This is a genomic window from Lacticaseibacillus suilingensis (assembly GCF_016861845.1).
GTDB lineage: Bacteria > Bacillota > Bacilli > Lactobacillales > Lactobacillaceae > Lacticaseibacillus > Lacticaseibacillus suilingensis.
In genome coordinates this window covers 1-17,095 of sequence record NZ_BOLV01000016.1, presented here as the reverse complement: position 1 = coordinate 17,095, position 17,095 = coordinate 1, and the positions used below count along the sequence as shown (strand labels likewise).

Genomic DNA, 17,095 nt, shown 5'->3' with positions numbered 1-17,095 from the left:
CATGCTAAACTGAACCTAGATATAGGAAAGGAGCTAACTCGCGATGCGTTTAAAAGTTGTTGCCACGCAGTTAATTGGATAATCAGCGTTTTTTGGCGCGACTTGCGAGTTGGATCTACGGAACCAGGATTATTTGGGGAAGCTGATGACAGCTTCCCTTCTTTTGTCTTTTTTCAAGGCGCGCCACAGGAGGATTTATGGATCAATTACAACCAGAAAAAGTAATCATCACCGGCATTTCCAAGATGCAGGACAATTTTGACTATTCCATGCAAGAATTGGCAGAACTCGCCAAAGCCAACCACTATGACGTTGTCGGCGAAACTCGGCAGAACTTGGACCGAGCCAGTGGCGCCACCTACTTTGGCATCGGGAAAGTCGACGAAATCGCCGAACTGGCGCGGGCCAACGACGCCACTACCGTTTTGGTGAACGACGAGCTCAGCCCGTCGCAGCTACGCAACTTAGAAAAGCAAATGAAGCTGCATGTGGTCGACCGCACCCAGCTGATTTTGGAAATTTTCGCCAATCGCGCCGCTAGCAAGTCGGCCAAGGCCCAAGTTGAAATCGCCCAGTTGCAATACGCCTTGCCACGTCTTCATCCCAGTGCCAACAAACTGGATCAACAAGGCGGCGGTGGTGCTGGTGGCTTAGCCAACCGCGGGGCTGGTGAAACCAAGCTCGAAATGGACCGACGCGTGCTCAATAAACGCATCGCCCGTTTGCGCCGCGAACTCAAAGAAGCTGACATCGGCGCCGAGGTGCGCCGCGCCAAGCGCACCGAAAACAAACTGCCGGTCGTGGCTTTGGTCGGCTACACCAACGCCGGCAAGTCGACGACCATGAACGGCTTACTGGATCTGTTCGCCGATCACCCGGAAACCAAACAGGTCTTTGAAAAGGACATGCTGTTTGCCACTTTGGACACCAGCGTGCGTCAGCTGACCCTGCCGGATAATCGCAAGTTCCTGCTCTCGGATACGGTTGGGTTTGTGTCCAAGTTGCCGCATAACTTGGTCGACTCGTTCAAAGCCACTTTAGCCGAAGCCGCCAATGCCGACCTGCTCATTCAGGTCGTGGATTACCACGATCCGCATTATCCGGAAATGATGAAAGTCACCGAGGACACCTTGCACAGTATCGGCATCGAGAACATTCCGATGATTGAAGCCTATAACAAGGCCGACTTGCGGGCAGACACGCGTTTCCCAGAAGAAAACGGCAATCAGCTGATTTACTCAGCCCGCGACCAGGCCTCGCTCCAGCGTTTGACTGAGATGATAACCAGCCGGATTTTCGCCGACTCGCAGGTCAATACCTACCTCATCCCCTTTGCCCAAGGCAGCGTGGTTGATTTCATCAACCGCGAAACCGGCGTCATCGACACCGCCTATGAAGAAAACGGCACCCGCATCAAAACTACGGTTAACCCCATTCAAGCTGGCAAATTGCGCCAGTATCTGATTGAAGACTAACATGACAAAAACCAGGTCCTGTCTCACCGTTAAAGCGGTTTGGCAGGACCTGGTTTTGGGTTACTCTCGAATTTCTCTAACCAGTGCGGCGGGCCGTTGCAAGGTGCCAGTTGCTTTGGCTAGCAGCACCCCACCTAAGAGCCCCAGCAGCATGAATGGCACAAAGTCCATGGCGTACTGATACCACGGAATAAACCGCGTCGCCCAACCAGTAACCGCCTGGATCCAAGCCCAGTTCGCTGCGGGTTGAGGCAAGGCATTGAGCGCATCCAGTACTGCCGGAATCACCGTTAAGCCGACTGTGGTTTTATAAATCAGGCCGTTTTTGCCAATGAACGGGTGCAATAGCCCCAAGATGATCAGCGCAATCGCCAGTGGATACAGCAACATCAGCACCGGCGTTGACCAAGCAATGATTTGATTGAGTCCAATATTCGAAATCAGAAAAGCCCCGAAGCAGGTCAGCGGCAAAAAGCGCTTGAAGCCAATGTGCGGAAACCGATGACCCAGGTCCTGCGACAGTGACGTGACCAGTCCAATCGCCGAGGTCAAACAGGCCAGCACCGTCATCGCCGCCAATAGACCGGTGCCAATCAAACCGGTGTAATGCGTCATGATGGCGGTGAACGCCGGTCCCCCAGTGGCCGTGGTGGCGGTGAACCGCAGCGACAACACACCGAGCGCAATCAGCAGCGCGTAGATGATCGCCTCCAGCCCCATCGCCAGCGCCCCCACCTTGGCGACATCCTGGCTGCGGCGCCACGGCGAGGTGACGCCGAAGAAGCCCAGCGCCGCCACAATCGTCACCCCAAAGCCTAATCCAGCCAACGCATCCATGGTGTTATAACCTTGCAAAAAGCCATTGGTCAACTGACTGCCAGCGGCGGTGGCATGCGTTGCGGCCAGCAACTGCGGGCCATCACCTTTGATGATGAAGGCTGCCGCGAATGCCGCCCCGAGCAGCAACAGCAACACCGGATTGAGAAACTTACCCACGTAATCGGTCATTTTGGACGGCTGGCGCGAGAAGAAATAGGTTAAGGCAAAGTAACCTGCCGAAAAGAGCAACAGCGCCAGTTGCAGGTGGTTCTTACCGATAAAGGGCTGCACACCCATTTCAAAAGCCACCGTTGCCGTGCGCGGCGTGGCAATCAGCAAGCCCAAACTGGCATGGGTGGCCACCAGAAAGAATAAGGCGAATCCTTTCCCCACTGGCCGCGCCAGATGAAACATGGAATCCGATTCGGTCATCGAAATGGCCAAGATTGCCATCAGCGGCAAGCACACGGCGGAAAGCAGAAAACCAACCGTGGCTGGCAGCCAGTTGCCCCCAGCTGTTTGACCAAGGTGAATCGGGAAAATCAGATTGCCGGCCCCGAAAAATAAACCGAACAACATGGAACCTAACACCAGATACTGGCGTTTCGTTAATTTGGGTTGGGTCATATCAGTGCCTCCATTCGAATTGCGGGGACGAAAAAAAAGCCCCTAGTAGCTTAACTACTAAGGGCGCTGAGCGCGGTACCACCTTATCTTGTCAGTTCGTCACCAAACTAACCTCAGAGCGTACGGCCAGAAAACTGGCGATATGCCGTAGCTGTAATGGGCGCACCCAGCCGCGACTCTTCGCCGCGGCGACTCATAGCCTACTTTCGCTGCTTGATCAACACCGTTTCCCACTAACCACGGCTCCCTGAGCTGATGACGACAACTACTCTGCTACTCTTCGTCTTTGTTGAGAGTTAGCATAAATGAAATTTCGGTGAGTGTCAACCTCAAATTTTAACAATAATCCGAATTACCCTACAAACGACTTCACCAGCACTGGGCAGTTTGCTCGCCAGTTCATCACTTTCATGGGATACTATCGTCGGCAACCGGCCTCGTAAGGAGGGGTGTTGTATTGACGATGCTATTTGTGGCAAGCATCGCCCCCGTGGTGGGGATAGTGACCGAACTATTCGCCGACTGGTTGGCTCGGCGACGATGATCGTCCCGGTTGTCGCTAACCCACACGCTTACTTATAAGTGAAAAAGAGCCATCACTCGTGCGTTGAGTGATGGTTCTTGTGTTGCATTGAAGCGTTATTTGGCTTAGCGCTTAAACGCCAAGGTCACAATCTGATAAGGATGCAGCTCAACTGACACCGCTCCGTCTGCGTTGGCGGTGAGGTCACGCACTGGGCTTTCGTCCAGCCGCACCTCTTGGGCCTGAGTATAAGCAAAGTTCGGTGTCACGCTGACGGTCGTTGCCGCGCCAGAGAAATCATGCAGGCGGATGATCACCGCATCCCCGGCTTCGCTTTGCTTGATGGCATCCACGCCAGCAGTCGGGCTGGCTACCGTGAACAATGCGGGCAGGCTCGCCGCGACGCCGGGCAGCACCACCGCTGGGTCATTCAGCGCCGCCGCGGCTTCAACCACGCCGCCTGCCAAGTAGTCGCCTTCGTGTGGTAGCAGGCTGTAGGTGAAATCATGCTGGCCTTGATCGGCGTCCGGATCCGGATAGACCCCGGCTTTGATCAACGACAAGCTCAGCCCGGCTGCCGTGGCGGCATAGCCGTATTTGCAATCATTGAGCAGCGCCACCCCATAGTCACGCTGGCTCATGTCGGCCCACTGGTGGCCGACGACTTCAAATTTGGCTTGTTCCCAAGAGGTGTTACGGGCAATCGGCCGGGTCATATTGCCATACTGGATGTCGTAGCGGGCCACATCGGTCATGACATTGAGATCAAAACTGGTCCGGAGCAGGAGCTCATGTTCGTGCCACTGGGCGCTGGTGACAAAATCGAGCCGCCGGGAATCCAGCGGAATTTTCAACGTCTGGCTCACTGTCGAATGATGGAAGTTGTAATGCATCGCCACTTCATAACCAGCTTCGTCGGCGGTGACGGTGATTTGGTCTGCCGCCAGCTCTTGGGACTTGGCCGGGTAATCGGCATCAATATTCCAATTATCAAACGCCGTTGGCCGATCTTCATACACCCGCAGCACATTGCCCAAACCGCCTGGCGTTAGCACCTCCCGCTGATGGTCACGATCGAACAGCCGCGTCAGTTGACCCTTGGCATTCCAGGCCAGCTCGTAATGCGGGGTGGTCAGGTGATCCACAGCCAGGGTCTGCTGGTGTAGCGTCTGTTTCACTGGAACAAAATGCACCTTGCGACTGCTAAAAGGCGCAATCGCCACTTGCGGCAGCCGCCAGCCGCGGCCTTCACGCAGGGCCGCAATTTGGTTACCGCTGTTGTCTTCGAAAATGCCGGCTTCAGGCTGGGCAATATACACCGTGAGATGGGTCAATTGCGTGGGATTAAACAAGGTGTACTGATCGGAGGAACCAGCGGGCAGCCGGTCGGCAATAATGTTAGCCACTAGCTGCCGGGCTTCAGCGTACAAGGCATTGGCATCTTCATAGACTTCACCAATCGCCGAGCCGGGCAAGACATCATGGAATTGATTGCGCAGCAGAATTTCCCAGATGCGATCAAAAGCCGTCTTCGGATAGGCGACGCCCTGCTGCACCCAAGCGGTGGTGGCAATGATTTCAGCCCGCCGCACGGCCAGTTCGAGCTTGCGGTTTTGCCGCTTAATGGCCGCCTGCGAGGTGTAGGTGCCGCGGTGGTATTCTAAGTAGAGCTCACCGTTCCATTCCGGATAGGGCGTCTGGTTAGCCGTAAAGGTTTGCTGCAAATCGCTGAAGAAGTCCGCCACGGTTTTGTTTTGGATGTGCGGCATCCCTGGCAGCCGATCGATGACCTGAATGTTTTCAATCATTTCCTTGGTCGGGCCACCGCCGCCGTCCCCGAAACCATAAGGCATCAGCAGGACATTGGTCAGGTCCTTATCCTGGTAGGCACGATACGAATCCATGATCACATGCGGGGAAATTTCGCCATTGTAGGTGTACTTCCACTCTTTCGGATTGGTGTAATCGTAAGTCCGCTCGGTGGTGGTGATGAATTCGGTCAAAACGCGGCTGCCATCGAGGCCGGTCCACATGAACACGTCATGCGGCATCCGGTTGGTATCGTTCCACGAAATTTTGGTGGTGGCAAAGCGCTCGATACCAAAGCCTCGCATGATCTGCGGCAAGGCATAGGAGTAGCCGAAGACGTCTGGTAACCACAGCACCGTCTGGCGGTGATGAAACTTCGCTTCGAAATAACGCGTGCCATACAAGAACTGGCGGGTCAGCGCTTCGCCAGAAGGCAGGTTGGTATCCGGCTCCACCCAGGTACCGCCATCTGGTTCCCAGCGGCCTTCTTTGGCGCGCTGCTGAATGGCTTTGAACATCGTCGGGTCATCTTGTTCAATAAACTTATGGACTTGCGGCGTGGAATAGAAGAACTTGAACTCAGGATACCGGTCCATGAGGCGCAGCGCCGTGGCAAAAGACCGGCGCGCCTTTTCCCGAGTGTGGCGATACCGCCAGAGCCACGCGACATCGATGTGGGTTTGGCCAATCGCATCGATATTAAAGGCCAGTTTACTGCCGTGATGCGCCGTGATGAAAGTCTCAATCAAGGCCATCACCTGACCGCAAGCCTCATCTAACGCGGCCGGCGTCAAGGTGGCCCAGAAGAAGTGGCTGAAGGCCTGCTTCACCAGCCGCTGATAGTCATAGCGCAGCGGATCATCGGCATGCAATTCCGGAATCAGATTCACGATGTTGGCCAGATAACGGTACGCCTGCCGCGCCAGCCGGTGCTCAGGACCGAACGCTGCTTGGTTGAAGACAAAGTGCTGGGTCTTTTTTGGCCCGCCGCCTTCCAAGCCACTCCACATCAGCAAATGACAGACCACCTGCTGCCCGGCGTATTCGGGGCCAAAGAAAATTTCCTCATGGTTGCTATCCACCGCTTGACGCACTTGACCGTTCACAAACAGCAGCCCTTCAAAACCCGAGTTGTTGCCATCCCCGGTGCGCCCAACGTCCAGTTTCGCCACGGTGGCTTCGCTGGCCGCTGGCACTGGCACGGTAAAGCGGAGCCAGTGATAATCGTCCCTTCCGGACCAATGATCACCAAGCTGAACCGCCTGCCACTGCGCCTCGGCTGGCGGCAAGGTGCGGTGATCCGCCCTGGTTTCATGCCACAACGCCAAATCAGAGAGGTCCTGAAAGTCCGCATACAACGCCTGATCGAGCAAACGCAACTGCTGATTGACCTTACGTTGATCAAATTCTGCTGTCATTGTTTTCTCCTCGAATTCTTAAATTACGCCCAGTATAGCGCAGAACTTTTGGTAACAACACATTGACATAGCAGGAATTTCGGGATTCAAAAACGGCGGTGCAAAGGCACCACCGCCTGATTAGGGATGCATATTCCAGCAGAGTTACGTGCCAAAAAGCCGGGGCCGAGCAGCTAGCTACGCCATGCACCGAGTCCAGAGTTCGGACTAGGTGCATGGCTTGATCAGCCTGTAGCGCGAAGCGCGTACAGGCTGACATGCGTTAGAAAGGCTACCTGTCGGCCCCAAAACCGCTTTTTGTCACAGCCCATCTAATTCAATCGATGGTCGATGATGCGCGACCCGACCGACAATGCGTAGTTCACGATGAAGTACAGCACTGCCAGCGCCACGAACATCGGGATGGTGTAGTTGACGTTCTGGCCATAAATAATCTGCGCATGCTGGGTGAGTTCTGGCAGCAAGATAATCGTTGCCAAGCTGGTATCCTTCACCAGCGAAATGAACTGCGATACCAACGGTGGAATCATTTTTTTGAAGGCTTGCGGCAAAATGATTTGAATCATCGCTTGCGAGTAGCTCATGCCATTACTGCGCGCTGCTTCCATTTGGCCCACCGGCACTGCGCCGATCCCAGAGCGAATGATTTCGGCCAGCATGGCGGATTCGAACACCGTCATCGCCACGATTGAGGCCGGAATCACCGACAAGCGCAGCCCGATATTCGGCAAGGCGAAGTAGGTGAAAAACAGCAAGAGCAGCAGCGGCAGATTGCGAATGAGGTCGATGATGAACCCGACAATCGCGCTGAAGTATTTGATTTTCACGTACCGAGCAATCCCCAGCAAGGTGCCAATCAAGAAACTGAAGAAAATCGACACCACGGACACTTCAATCGTGACCCATAACCCCCGCAAGAGGTAACTCAGGTTGACGGCTGAATAAGCGTTAATAAAATTCTGCATCCTGACTCCCCCTTCCTAGGCTGTGTGCCAACGTTTTTCCAGATACCGCATCGCATACGACATCGGCATCGTAATCACCAGGTACAGCACCCCAACGGCCAAATAAGTATCAAACGTGTTGAAGGTGGCATTGGCAATCAGCTTGCCTTGGTACATCAGGTCAAAGCCGGCGACAAACGCCAGTACCGAGGAATTTTTGACCAGGTTGATGAACTGGTTGCCCAAGGGCGGAATCACCAGTTTAATCGCCTGCGGAAAGACCACATGCGTCATCGCCTGCATATAGGACAAGCCGTTGCTACGCGCACCCTCCATTTGGCCATTCGGCACGGATTGAATACCGGCGCGCACCGTTTCGGCGATAAAGGCACTGGTGTAAATCGTCAGACCAATGGTGCCGGCAGTGAAGCCGTCCATTTGCATAATGAACTGCGGCACGATCACATAAAAGGCCATGGCAATGACCAACAGCGGAATGTTGCGAATGAATTCCACGTATGCTTTGCCAATCACCCGCACCCATTTGTGCAGGGAGATTTCCATCAAGGCAAATGCCGTGCCGATAATCAAGCTGGCAATCAAGGCAATCACACTAGCTAATAAGGTGTAGCCAAGGCCAGACAGGAGGGCATCCCAGTTACTAAACATAATCTTGAACATTAGCCCACCTCCTTAATATCAAAGCCTGGCACATCACCAAACCATTTGTTGATCAGCTTTTCGTAAGTGCCATTTTGCCGCAAGGTTTTGAGGGCCTTGTTCATGGCGTTGGTCAGCTTAGTTTGGCCCTTATTCATGGCAATCCCGTATGGCTCTTTAGTGAAGGAGCCGCCCACGACGACATAGCGGGGATCTTGTTGCGACATCCCATACAAAATGCCGTTATCGGTGGTCAGGGCATCGCCTTGGTGTGACTTCAGGGCGGTGAAGGCTTGCGCATAGTCCGAGAGCTGCAACACCTTGGTGGCCGGCGCGACTTTGCGAATGTTGTCCACGGAGTTGGAGCCTTGCACCCCAATCACCTTGGTGCCAGCGGTCAAGTCCTTTACCGACTTGATTTTGCTATCTTTCGGCACCAGTAGCGACTGGCCGGCGTTGAAGTAGGAATCCGAGAAGTTCAACACTTTTTGCCGCTCCGGCGTGATGGTCATGGTGCCGATCACCGCGTCCACGTTGCCACCTTTGAGCATCGGCACCCGGGTATCAGAGGTGATTTGCACCAGCTCCGCCTTCCCTTTGCTGCCTAAAATTTGCTTGGTGAGCGCCTTGGCCATATCGACTTCGAAGCCCTTGATCGACCCGGTCTTCACATCCATCAACCCAAACAGCCGGGTGTCGGCTTTGACGCCCCAAACCAGGGTGTCGGCCTTTTTGGCGCGGGCCAAGGCGTCTTGATCCGCTAAGGGTTTCCCGCAACCTGCCGCCACCACGATTAAGAGCCCCGCGGCGAGCAGGACGCTCATGCGTTTGAAAAGTTTTTTCATGCGCGCCCCTCCTAGTGATTCAAAATCTTACTGATGAATTCCTGGGCCCGTGGTTCCTTAGGATGATCGAAGAAGCCCTTCACATCGGTGGCATCTTCCAAGATTTGGCCATCTGCCATGAAGACAATGCGATCACCCACGCGCTTGGCAAAGCCCATTTCGTGGGTCACCACGACCATCGTCATGCCTTGCTTGGCGATTTTCTGCATGACATCCAGCACATCACCGATCATTTCCGGATCCAGCGCGGAGGTCGGTTCATCGAACAAAATGGCCCGCGGCTTCATGGCCAAGGACCGCGCGATCGCGACCCGCTGCTTTTGGCCGCCTGACAGTGCGGCGGGGAACTTCGGCGCCTGATCGGCCAAGCCAACCATGTCGAGCAGGGCCATCGCTTCTTTTTCCGCCTGCGCCTTGTCGGCTTTGAGCACCAAGGTAGGGCCGAGGGTGATGTTTTCTAGCACCGTTTTGTTGGCATACAAATTAAAGTGCTGGAACACCATGCCGACATTTTTGCGAATCTTGTTCATATCCGTTTTACGGTCGGCTAAATCATAGTCGTTGACGATCAATTGCCCGGAAGTAATCAACTCAAGGCCGTTAATGGTCCGCAGCAAGGTACTTTTCCCAGAGCCGGACGGGCCGATGATGGTGACCACTTCCCCGCGATCGATCGTTAAATTAATATTCTTTAACGCGTGGAACTTGCCGTAGTACTTCTCGACGTCATGAAATTCGATCATTGACATCTGGATTCCCCCTTTTGCGCAATTAAGGCACTGCACAGACAATGCTTGTTTCCAGCATACGCTGGTCAACGCCCGGTTGGCAAGAAATAAGCCTTTTGGACGGGCCTTGGTTCACCCCATGACCGGTTTGGTTCACCTTGGTTAATCATCTGGGTAATTGCCTTTAATTGCGTTTAACGTATTTAGATTAAAAACAGCTGTCTGTGTGGTTCGGACAAATCAGCATAAAAAAAACGCCAACTCTATCAGTTTTAATAAATAATACTACCGATAGCGTTAGCGTTTTGCAAATCAATTTTGTTGGCCTGTCACATCCGCGCGTGGTGAGTAGGCAATCTGCACCACAATTTCATAGGGGTGATTTTCCTTTAACAAGCCGTGCCGGCCTGGCCGCTGATGCTCGCCGCCTTGCAAGAAGACGTGTCCCGCAGCGAGCTGATAATCCTTCAGTGCCGCCTTGACGGGCATCAACCCGACCTGGGTCACATCCCCTAACGAGACCGCGTTCAAGGCATTCAAGCCACCGAGCACCTGCACCTGATCGCCTTGAATGTCCAAGCGGTAATAAGGCAGTTCCACGGGGCCGCCCATTGCCGACACCGGCTTGTGGGTTTTCTGGGCCACCCGCTGAATGGCATGGGCATCTAGGCCTTGATAATTCGTCGTGATGGTCCCAGCCGTGGTCAACAGTTGGATCAAATTGGCGAGATTTTCCTGTTGCTTCGGCGTGGTGGTGAGGACGGTGGGCAGTAGCTCCTGCTGGGCAAAGACCCCACTGGCGGCACCAATCTGGTGGCCCTTGGTCAGTGCCGCTTCCGCCGCTTTCATGCGCTCAGGATTGCCGCCCAGCCGTTTTTCAATCAGCGGGGAAATATCCAGCTTGGTGGTTTTATTGGTGAAGTAATACAGCACATTCAACGCGATAAAATACAGCAACACGAAGAACAGGAGCAAAAACAAGACGCCTTGGATCCGGTAACCAGCATAACGCAGCGAACGAATAGCCAAGTACAGGACGTAGAGATTGGCCACGCCAGCCACCACGGTGAAGGCCTTGCCTTTCGCTTTATCTTGAATGTTGAAATAGCCTAAAAAACGGTTGAGTAAATCCAACACTGTCAGCATGGCTTAGCCTCCTTCCTACTCTTGATTGTTGTTATCCGCCGTACTGGAGGAACTGCTCGAGCTAGCGCTTGAGGCGGAGGAGCCGGACGAGCCGCTGGCCTGTGTGTTTCCACTGCCAGAGGAGCCGCTGCTGGCAGTGGAGCTGCCTGAGCTACTCTCATCCTGACTGGAACTGGAGGCTTCAGGTTGGCTACTGGAACCAGTTTCAGGGGCGCTAGAAGCACTGGATTCACTGCTACTTGCCGCGGGTTCACTGCTGCTACTAGAACTGCTTGATTTATCGGCCTTGCTTTGATTGATACTGGAGATCAGCGCACTTTGTGAGGCCTCAGATTTGGGGGTACTCGTCGGGTTGACGGTATTGTTGACCCAGTTATACCCGCTGACTAACACAATGATGGAAACAATGGCCGCTGGCGATAACAGCGGTGGCGTCCGATAAGCCATAAGCGCCCTCCTTTTCAAACTAATTATATCGATTGTAACCTAAATCTGGCCAGCCACGCCTTAAGAAAAGGCAAAAACGCCATGAGGTCCAGCTACTTGCCGGCCATCACCGCGTTTAGTTGTTCGCTACTTGTTTTTGCGCGCAGTCAGCACACAGGCCATATAGTTCGAAGTTGTGGCTTGCGATTTTGGCGCCAGGCAATTGATTTTCGAAATAGTCTAACGGGCACATTTTCAACTCTTGCACCCGATGACAATTCGTACAGATGAAGTGGTGATGATGCGGATGCTGGAAATCACACTGCAACTTCACGATGGCCTGTTCGTTTTGGACATCACTTTCCAAAATGCCAAGCTTCTCGAATTCTTTCACATTGCGGTAAATCGTGTCATGTGAAAGCCCGGGATACTGCTGGCGCATGTATTTGTCCAGCGTGGTGACTGGCACAAACTGCTCAGACGCCGCCAAATAAGCGACCAAATCCCGCCGCTGCTTGGTGACCCGCATCCCGCTTTGCTTCATCTTATCAATAGCGATTGTTGTCTGTGACATCTTAGCCCTCCACCGTTAATCAGAACAATTACGATTAGTCAATACAGTCTAGCATAGGCAAGAAAGAAGTTCAAACCAGGCTGCGGAGCCGAGCGCACTTAGGGGGACACATAGCATAGCGTAAGGCATTACCGGCGTTTTTTGCCGGTGAGGCCATATGCGTAGCTATGTGCGCCCCCGCTGCTCGGCGCAGCGCAACTACGAAGGCTGCGGAGTGAGAACGGGCTTAGCCGGATGGGTAGCCTAGCTCAAGGCATTGCCGCCGGTTCTTGACGGCGAGGCCTTGAGCGTAGCTAGCCACTCCGGCGTTGGTCTCACGGATCGCAACTACAAAGGCTGCGGAGCCGAGCACACATAGCCCGACAGGTAGCCTAGCTCGCGCCCTCAGCGTCCCTGCTCAGCCTCCTGCTTCACCTGCAACTGCTGGAAGAACTGATCAATCGCCCGCTTAGCCTCTGGCCACTTATCATTGGTGACCACCGTGGCCACTCCCGCCAGCGCCGGCGGCAGAGTCAGATCGCGACGATACTCATCGCTTTGCAGACGCTGCGTAATCATCGCCGGTTCGTCGCCGCGGTTGAGCAACCGCTGCTTCAGCACATGCGGCTGCTCCAGGGTGAGAAAGAGGACTGCAGGTTTGGGATCAAGTTGCTGCACATAACTGATGGCGCCAGCGGTATCAAGCACGATGCTGGCGTAATTGGACTGGGCAAAAGCCCGATCCAACGCTTCATACGAACTACCGTAACTATAGCCCGCGTACGTGACATGCTCGATGTAATGATTTTGAGCAAAACTGGTCGGCGTTTCAAAATAATAGTCCACGCCATTCGTCTCGCCAGCGCGCATCGGTCGCGTGGTATGCGTAATGACCCGCGCTACCTGGTAATGCGTGTGTAAATACGTGCTGACGGTGGTTTTGCCGGTCCCGCTGGCCCCGGTAATAACAATCAGTTGATGTGCCATGAGTGCCCTCCTAATTCCTTCTATTGTAACAGAAACCTAGCAGAAAAATTGGGCAACAAAAAACCCGCACACGGCGGGTTTCTTCATTGTGAGTGTTTATTTGTGAGTTGCTAATTATTAGAGGCGACGAGCGTATGCTGGGCTCCAACCGGACAAGGACGCGGTGTGGACAACATCGCCAGGCTTTGGTGCGTGGACATACTGACCACCGCCGATATAGATCGCAACGTGGTATGCTGGTGAACCCCAGAAGAGCAGATCGCCAGGCTGAAGGCTGGAAAGTGAAACCGAGTGGCCAAGGCTGGATTGAGCAGCGGCATTGTGTGGTAAGCTACCAAGACCGGAAAGCCGAGCAGCTAACATCACTAAGCCGGAGCAGTCAAGCCCAGAAGCACTAGCACCGCCCCAAACATACGGCGTACCAACGAAACTCAAGGCTTTCTGAACGAAGGCGCTCTTACTCCCATCGCCATAGCTAACGGTTGACTGCATCCCGGTGCTAGAATTACTTGAAGCTTTAGCACTGGTCTTGACCGGCGTGGCAGCAGCAGTCGTGGTTTGGGTCTGGGCTACCAGAGCCGCAGCGGCCGCAGCCGTCGCCTTGTTCACGTTGCTCTGTAAAGTGGTCAGCTGAGCTTTGTTGTCATTAATCTGCTTGGTCAATGAATCAGCATCCTTAGTAGCTTGGTCCTTCAAGCTAGTGAGCTGGGTCATATCGTTATCAAGCTTGGTCTTGGTAGCAACCAATTCCGTTTTCTTGGTTTCTTGAGCTGACTTCAAGGAAACTTGTTTTGCTTCTGCTTCCTTAACCGCGTCCAACGCGTTTTGGCTGGCTTCGTTCAACTTGTTAATGGTGAAGCTCCGAGAAACCAGATCAGAAAAGCTCTTAGCGTTTAGCAAGAAGTCAAAGTAGACGTTCCCAGTGGCTGACTCGCCAACTTCTTTTTGTAGCGAAACTAACTGCTTTTTCAGCACGCTCTTGCGGCTCTTAACTTCGACTTCGGCCTTAACAATCTGGGCTTGGTAGCTATCGATTTTAGCCTGCGTGGTCGTAATGTTGGCTTTGGCTGTGTCAATTTCAACCGTCTTGTCACTAATCTGGTTGTTGATCTTCATGACATTGTCTTGCGCCGTCTGTAACTTAGCCAACAATGCATTCGTGCTAGTTTGATTTTTGGTAACAGCGCTTTTAGCATCGCTGACGTCATCAGCAGATACATTAGCTGCGGTACTAAATGCCCCCGACCCGATCAATGTCGCCGCGGCGACGATGGTTAATGTCTTTGCAAACTTCATTCAACACTCACTCCTCAATGAATTAACTGTAGATGAGTGTATCAGCTGAACATTACAGCACTGTTACAGTACCGTTAACAAACTAAGTCGCTAAGGACACGGAATGTTGCATTATGACAAATGAAACATCGCCCCATTATTCCAGCTATGTACAAATACAGTTTTGCGAGTACAAACGTGTGGACTGGTGGGATTCCCGAGCTGTTACTATTTCACAAAGATTTTCAAAAATAACGTCCATGCAAATTCGAGTTTTGACCAAACATGAGCAAATAAATGCAAGTAAATGAAAACGAGCCGCCACCGCGACTCGTTTAAAGAGGAACTGTTACAATTAACGCCCTGACTTACCTTTTTTAACCGGCACGACTTCCAAATGCATCTGAAATTTTTCGGTGGCATCCATCACGGCAATGGCAAAATGATCATCGGCAAACCAGCTGACGGTTAATGTTTCGCCGGTGGCATCATCCAAGCCGTGCATGTCGATGGGTTGTTTGAGGGCAAAAGCCAAAACCTGCTCGGACAGTTCATGGAGGTCCGGCAACGTACTGGCGGCCAGCTCCGCATTCAGCAGCTTCAGCGCCTCTTTACCTGCTTCTTCGTAACTTAATAACGGCTGCGTATCTAAGCCAGCGTAGAAAACCGCTAACGACTGCGCTTGATAAGTCGCTCCGACCACTGTGTAAGCCATAGGCATGCCCTCCTTAACGATTACATCAAGTATAGCATCCTGCCTGCACGGCGCGCCGCTGAATTCGCCTGGTGTCGCCGAAAAAAATTAGGCGGTAATCTTGACCAAGAAGTACTTCTTCTTCCCACGCCGCACAATGACAAATTGCCCGTCAAAGTGGCTGCTAGGATCGATGACCGCGTCCAAATCACGCACTTTCGTCCCATTAATGGTAATGGCGCCGTTTTGCACGTCTTCCCGGGCTTGCCGGCGAGAAGCCTCGATGCCAGTGGTGTCCACCAGCCAGGTCACGATGTTCTCGCTGGCCGCTGGCGCATTTTTGGTCGGGAACTGTTTAAAACCTTGGGTGATTTCTTCGGCCGTCAAATCCTGCACATCGCCAGAGAACAACGCCGCAGAAATGGCCTCAGCCTGGTCAACCGCTTTTTGCCCGTGCACAAACTTGGTTACTTCTTGCGCGAGGCGGCGCTGGGCTTCCCGCTTTTCAGGATGCGTCTTGGTGGCTTCGACCAGATCAGCGATTTCTTCCTTATCCAGGAAGGTGAAGAACTTCAGGAACTTCTCCACATCCGCATCATCTTGGTTAAACCAGAACTGGTAGAACTCGTAAGGGCTGGTCTTTTCCGGATCCAACCACACGGCGCCGCCAGCGGATTTGCCAAACTTGGTCCCATCAGACTTCAGCATCAGCGGGTTGGTCAAGCCGTAGACCTTAGCGTCGGCGCCTTCAGTCTTGTGAATTAAGTCGATGCCGGCAGTAATGTTGCCCCATTGATCGGCGCCGCCGAGCTGGACTTGCACATCTTCTGTCTTGTACAGTTCCAGGAAGTCGATGGATTGCAAAATCTGGTAGGTAAATTCGGTGTAGGAAATCCCGTTTTCCAGGCGGCTGGCCACAACTTCCTTATTCAGCATCTGATTAACTGGGAACAGCTTGCCGTAGTCGCGCAGAAAGTCTAGCATCGACAGCTTGGACAACCAGGTGTAGTTATCGATAATGCGGAAGTTATCGGTGCCGAATAACCGCTCCATTTGGGCTGTGAGCTTCTTTTTATTTTCATTAATGGTGGCCATGGTCTGCAGCACCCGTTCAGAGTTACGGCCAGAGGGATCGCCAATCGATCCGGTGCCGCCGCCAATCAAGATGACCGGCTTGTGCCCCATGAGCTGGAACCGTTTGAGCATCATGAAAGGAATCAGGTGCCCAACATGTAGCGAATCCCCGGTTGGATCCGTGCCAACATAAATGCCGACATGTTTTTCCGAAGTCAGCTTCCGCAAGCCTTCCTCATCCGTTAATTGATTCAGCGCCCCGCGCCATGCTAATTCATCCAAGATATTTTCTGCCATGATATCCTCCTGTTTTATGACCAAAAAAAGTCCCTGCTTGCATTTGCAAACAGGGACGAAAAGTTTCCGCGGTACCACCCACATTATGGCCAAGGCCATCACTCTTGATGGATAACGGCCATCAGCCAAGACCACAACGGTAGGTGTAATTCGCAAACCAGAGAAGATCGACTCGCACCGGCCGCCGACTCGCTGAGGCATCCCCTGATCTGCTACTGAAACTACTGGTCAAATATTGAAATCAGTATCCCATGCTCTGGGGTAAAAGTCAATCAGTGCCGCGGTTCAGTAAGGCAGCGTGGCCTAATTGGCAGCCCGTTTTTCCAGCAGCGTTGTCAGCCGTTCCAGCCGCGCGATGGTGTCATCAAGCGTCAGGTAATAATAGACAATGTTGCCGACTTGGCGACTATTGACCATACCCAGCTCATGCAATTGCTTCAGGTGATGCGACGTTGCCGGCTGCGACAAATCAATCATTTCGGCCAGATCATTGACCTTCATGCCATGAACCGTCGGATTTTGCCCGAGGATCATCAGCAATTTTTGCCGACTGGCATTAGCAAGGGCAGCGAGATGCCCACTATCTTGATGCAATTCTTTCAAAGCGGCCGTTTGGACCGGGGACAAATCGTTCACGCTAATCCCCTCCTCGTTATGAATATAATCACTATAGCGTTTATAATAACTCAATTTAAAACCGGGTGAACATTAAATTAAGGCCTCAATTTTCAAGTCAAGTGCAACGATGATAACGAATTCTTGATAGTGGTCTAGGCTGTTACGCCATGCATCGGT

Annotated in this window: 15 protein-coding genes and 1 other annotated feature; of the genes, 1 reads left to right on the top strand and 14 read right to left on the bottom strand. The window is 53.1% G+C overall.

The window, feature by feature from the left end; all coding sequences use genetic code 11:
* The first annotated feature begins 197 nt into the window (after positions 1-197).
* Positions 198-1,475, top strand: coding sequence for a GTPase HflX (hflX, locus tag JUF11_RS10005; RefSeq protein ID WP_204119487.1), 1,278 nt, complete (start codon positions 198-200; stop codon positions 1,473-1,475).
* Positions 1,476-1,535: 60 nt separating this feature from the next.
* Here hflX and brnQ read toward each other — a convergent pair whose 3' ends face one another.
* From brnQ to JUF11_RS09935, 14 genes are all read right to left on the bottom strand, one after another.
* Positions 1,536-2,921, bottom strand: a complete 1,386-nt coding sequence (gene brnQ / locus JUF11_RS10000; protein ID WP_204119486.1) for a branched-chain amino acid transport system II carrier protein — start codon at positions 2,919-2,921, stop codon at positions 1,536-1,538.
* A 56-nt stretch (positions 2,922-2,977) separates the two neighbouring features.
* Positions 2,978-3,211 (bottom strand) — a binding site (T-box leader).
* 358 nt (positions 3,212-3,569) lie between these two features.
* Positions 3,570-6,671 carry an alpha-mannosidase gene (locus JUF11_RS09995; protein ID WP_204119485.1) on the bottom strand — a complete coding sequence of 1,034 codons (3,102 nt, stop codon included), beginning with the start codon at positions 6,669-6,671 and terminating at the stop codon, positions 3,570-3,572.
* Positions 6,672-6,982: 311 nt separating this feature from the next.
* A complete protein-coding gene (locus tag JUF11_RS09990; RefSeq protein WP_204119484.1) occupies positions 6,983-7,636 on the bottom strand; it encodes an amino acid ABC transporter permease in 654 nt (217 codons plus the stop codon).
* A gap of 15 nt (positions 7,637-7,651) precedes the next feature.
* On the bottom strand, positions 7,652-8,296 hold the full coding sequence (locus tag JUF11_RS09985; protein ID WP_204119483.1) for an amino acid ABC transporter permease: 645 nt from the start codon (positions 8,294-8,296) through the stop codon (positions 7,652-7,654).
* The gene (locus JUF11_RS09980; RefSeq protein ID WP_204119482.1) at positions 8,296-9,120 is read right to left on the bottom strand and encodes a transporter substrate-binding domain-containing protein; all 825 of its coding nucleotides are present in this window, start codon (positions 9,118-9,120) and stop codon (positions 8,296-8,298) included. Before JUF11_RS09980 ends, JUF11_RS09985 begins: the two co-directional genes overlap by 1 nt.
* Before the next feature lie 11 nt (positions 9,121-9,131).
* Positions 9,132-9,869, bottom strand: coding sequence for an amino acid ABC transporter ATP-binding protein (locus JUF11_RS09975; protein WP_270235126.1), 738 nt, complete (start codon positions 9,867-9,869; stop codon positions 9,132-9,134).
* Between the two features lie 291 nt (positions 9,870-10,160).
* Positions 10,161-10,994: a DUF6681 family protein gene (locus tag JUF11_RS09970; protein ID WP_204119481.1), complete on the bottom strand. Its 834-nt coding sequence runs from the start codon at positions 10,992-10,994 to the stop codon at positions 10,161-10,163.
* Between the two features lie 15 nt (positions 10,995-11,009).
* A complete protein-coding gene (locus JUF11_RS09965; RefSeq protein ID WP_204119480.1) occupies positions 11,010-11,441 on the bottom strand; it encodes a hypothetical protein in 432 nt (143 codons plus the stop codon).
* 115 nt (positions 11,442-11,556) lie between these two features.
* A complete protein-coding gene (locus tag JUF11_RS09960) occupies positions 11,557-11,994 on the bottom strand; it encodes a Fur family transcriptional regulator (RefSeq protein ID WP_204119479.1) in 438 nt (145 codons plus the stop codon).
* Between the two features lie 384 nt (positions 11,995-12,378).
* Positions 12,379-12,960: a nucleoside/nucleotide kinase family protein gene (locus JUF11_RS09955; protein ID WP_204119478.1), complete on the bottom strand. Its 582-nt coding sequence runs from the start codon at positions 12,958-12,960 to the stop codon at positions 12,379-12,381.
* A gap of 117 nt (positions 12,961-13,077) precedes the next feature.
* A complete protein-coding gene (locus JUF11_RS09950; protein ID WP_204119477.1) occupies positions 13,078-14,256 on the bottom strand; it encodes a C40 family peptidase in 1,179 nt (392 codons plus the stop codon).
* Between the two features lie 334 nt (positions 14,257-14,590).
* Entirely contained in the window at positions 14,591-14,950 is a 360-nt protein-coding gene (locus tag JUF11_RS09945) for a hypothetical protein (protein ID WP_204119476.1), read from the bottom strand.
* An 87-nt stretch (positions 14,951-15,037) separates the two neighbouring features.
* On the bottom strand, positions 15,038-16,300 hold the full coding sequence (tyrS, locus tag JUF11_RS09940; RefSeq protein WP_204119475.1) for a tyrosine--tRNA ligase: 1,263 nt from the start codon (positions 16,298-16,300) through the stop codon (positions 15,038-15,040).
* 303 nt (positions 16,301-16,603) lie between these two features.
* Positions 16,604-16,936 (bottom strand): ArsR/SmtB family transcription factor, encoded by a 333-nt coding sequence (locus tag JUF11_RS09935; protein WP_236000546.1) that lies wholly within the window; start codon positions 16,934-16,936, stop codon positions 16,604-16,606.
* Between the last annotated feature and the right edge of the window lie 159 nt (positions 16,937-17,095).

What these genes read in the sequence shown, in the direction of transcription:
- hflX (WP_204119487.1), top strand. Translation starts at nt 198, where the DNA reads ATGGATCAATTACAACCAGAAAAAGTAATCATCACCGGCATTTCCAAG.
- brnQ (WP_204119486.1), bottom strand. Translation starts at nt 2,921, where the DNA reads ATGACCCAACCCAAATTAACGAAACGCCAGTATCTGGTGTTAGGTTCC.
- JUF11_RS09995 (WP_204119485.1), bottom strand. Translation starts at nt 6,671, where the DNA reads ATGACAGCAGAATTTGATCAACGTAAGGTCAATCAGCAGTTGCGTTTG.
- JUF11_RS09990 (WP_204119484.1), bottom strand. Translation starts at nt 7,636, where the DNA reads ATGCAGAATTTTATTAACGCTTATTCAGCCGTCAACCTGAGTTACCTC.
- JUF11_RS09985 (WP_204119483.1), bottom strand. Translation starts at nt 8,296, where the DNA reads ATGTTCAAGATTATGTTTAGTAACTGGGATGCCCTCCTGTCTGGCCTT.
- JUF11_RS09980 (WP_204119482.1), bottom strand. Translation starts at nt 9,120, where the DNA reads ATGAAAAAACTTTTCAAACGCATGAGCGTCCTGCTCGCCGCGGGGCTC.
- JUF11_RS09975 (WP_270235126.1), bottom strand. Translation starts at nt 9,869, where the DNA reads ATGTCAATGATCGAATTTCATGACGTCGAGAAGTACTACGGCAAGTTC.
- JUF11_RS09970 (WP_204119481.1), bottom strand. Translation starts at nt 10,994, where the DNA reads ATGCTGACAGTGTTGGATTTACTCAACCGTTTTTTAGGCTATTTCAAC.
- JUF11_RS09965 (WP_204119480.1), bottom strand. Translation starts at nt 11,441, where the DNA reads ATGGCTTATCGGACGCCACCGCTGTTATCGCCAGCGGCCATTGTTTCC.
- JUF11_RS09960 (WP_204119479.1), bottom strand. Translation starts at nt 11,994, where the DNA reads ATGTCACAGACAACAATCGCTATTGATAAGATGAAGCAAAGCGGGATG.
- JUF11_RS09955 (WP_204119478.1), bottom strand. Translation starts at nt 12,960, where the DNA reads ATGGCACATCAACTGATTGTTATTACCGGGGCCAGCGGGACCGGCAAA.
- JUF11_RS09950 (WP_204119477.1), bottom strand. Translation starts at nt 14,256, where the DNA reads ATGAAGTTTGCAAAGACATTAACCATCGTCGCCGCGGCGACATTGATC.
- JUF11_RS09945 (WP_204119476.1), bottom strand. Translation starts at nt 14,950, where the DNA reads ATGGCTTACACAGTGGTCGGAGCGACTTATCAAGCGCAGTCGTTAGCG.
- tyrS (WP_204119475.1), bottom strand. Translation starts at nt 16,300, where the DNA reads ATGGCAGAAAATATCTTGGATGAATTAGCATGGCGCGGGGCGCTGAAT.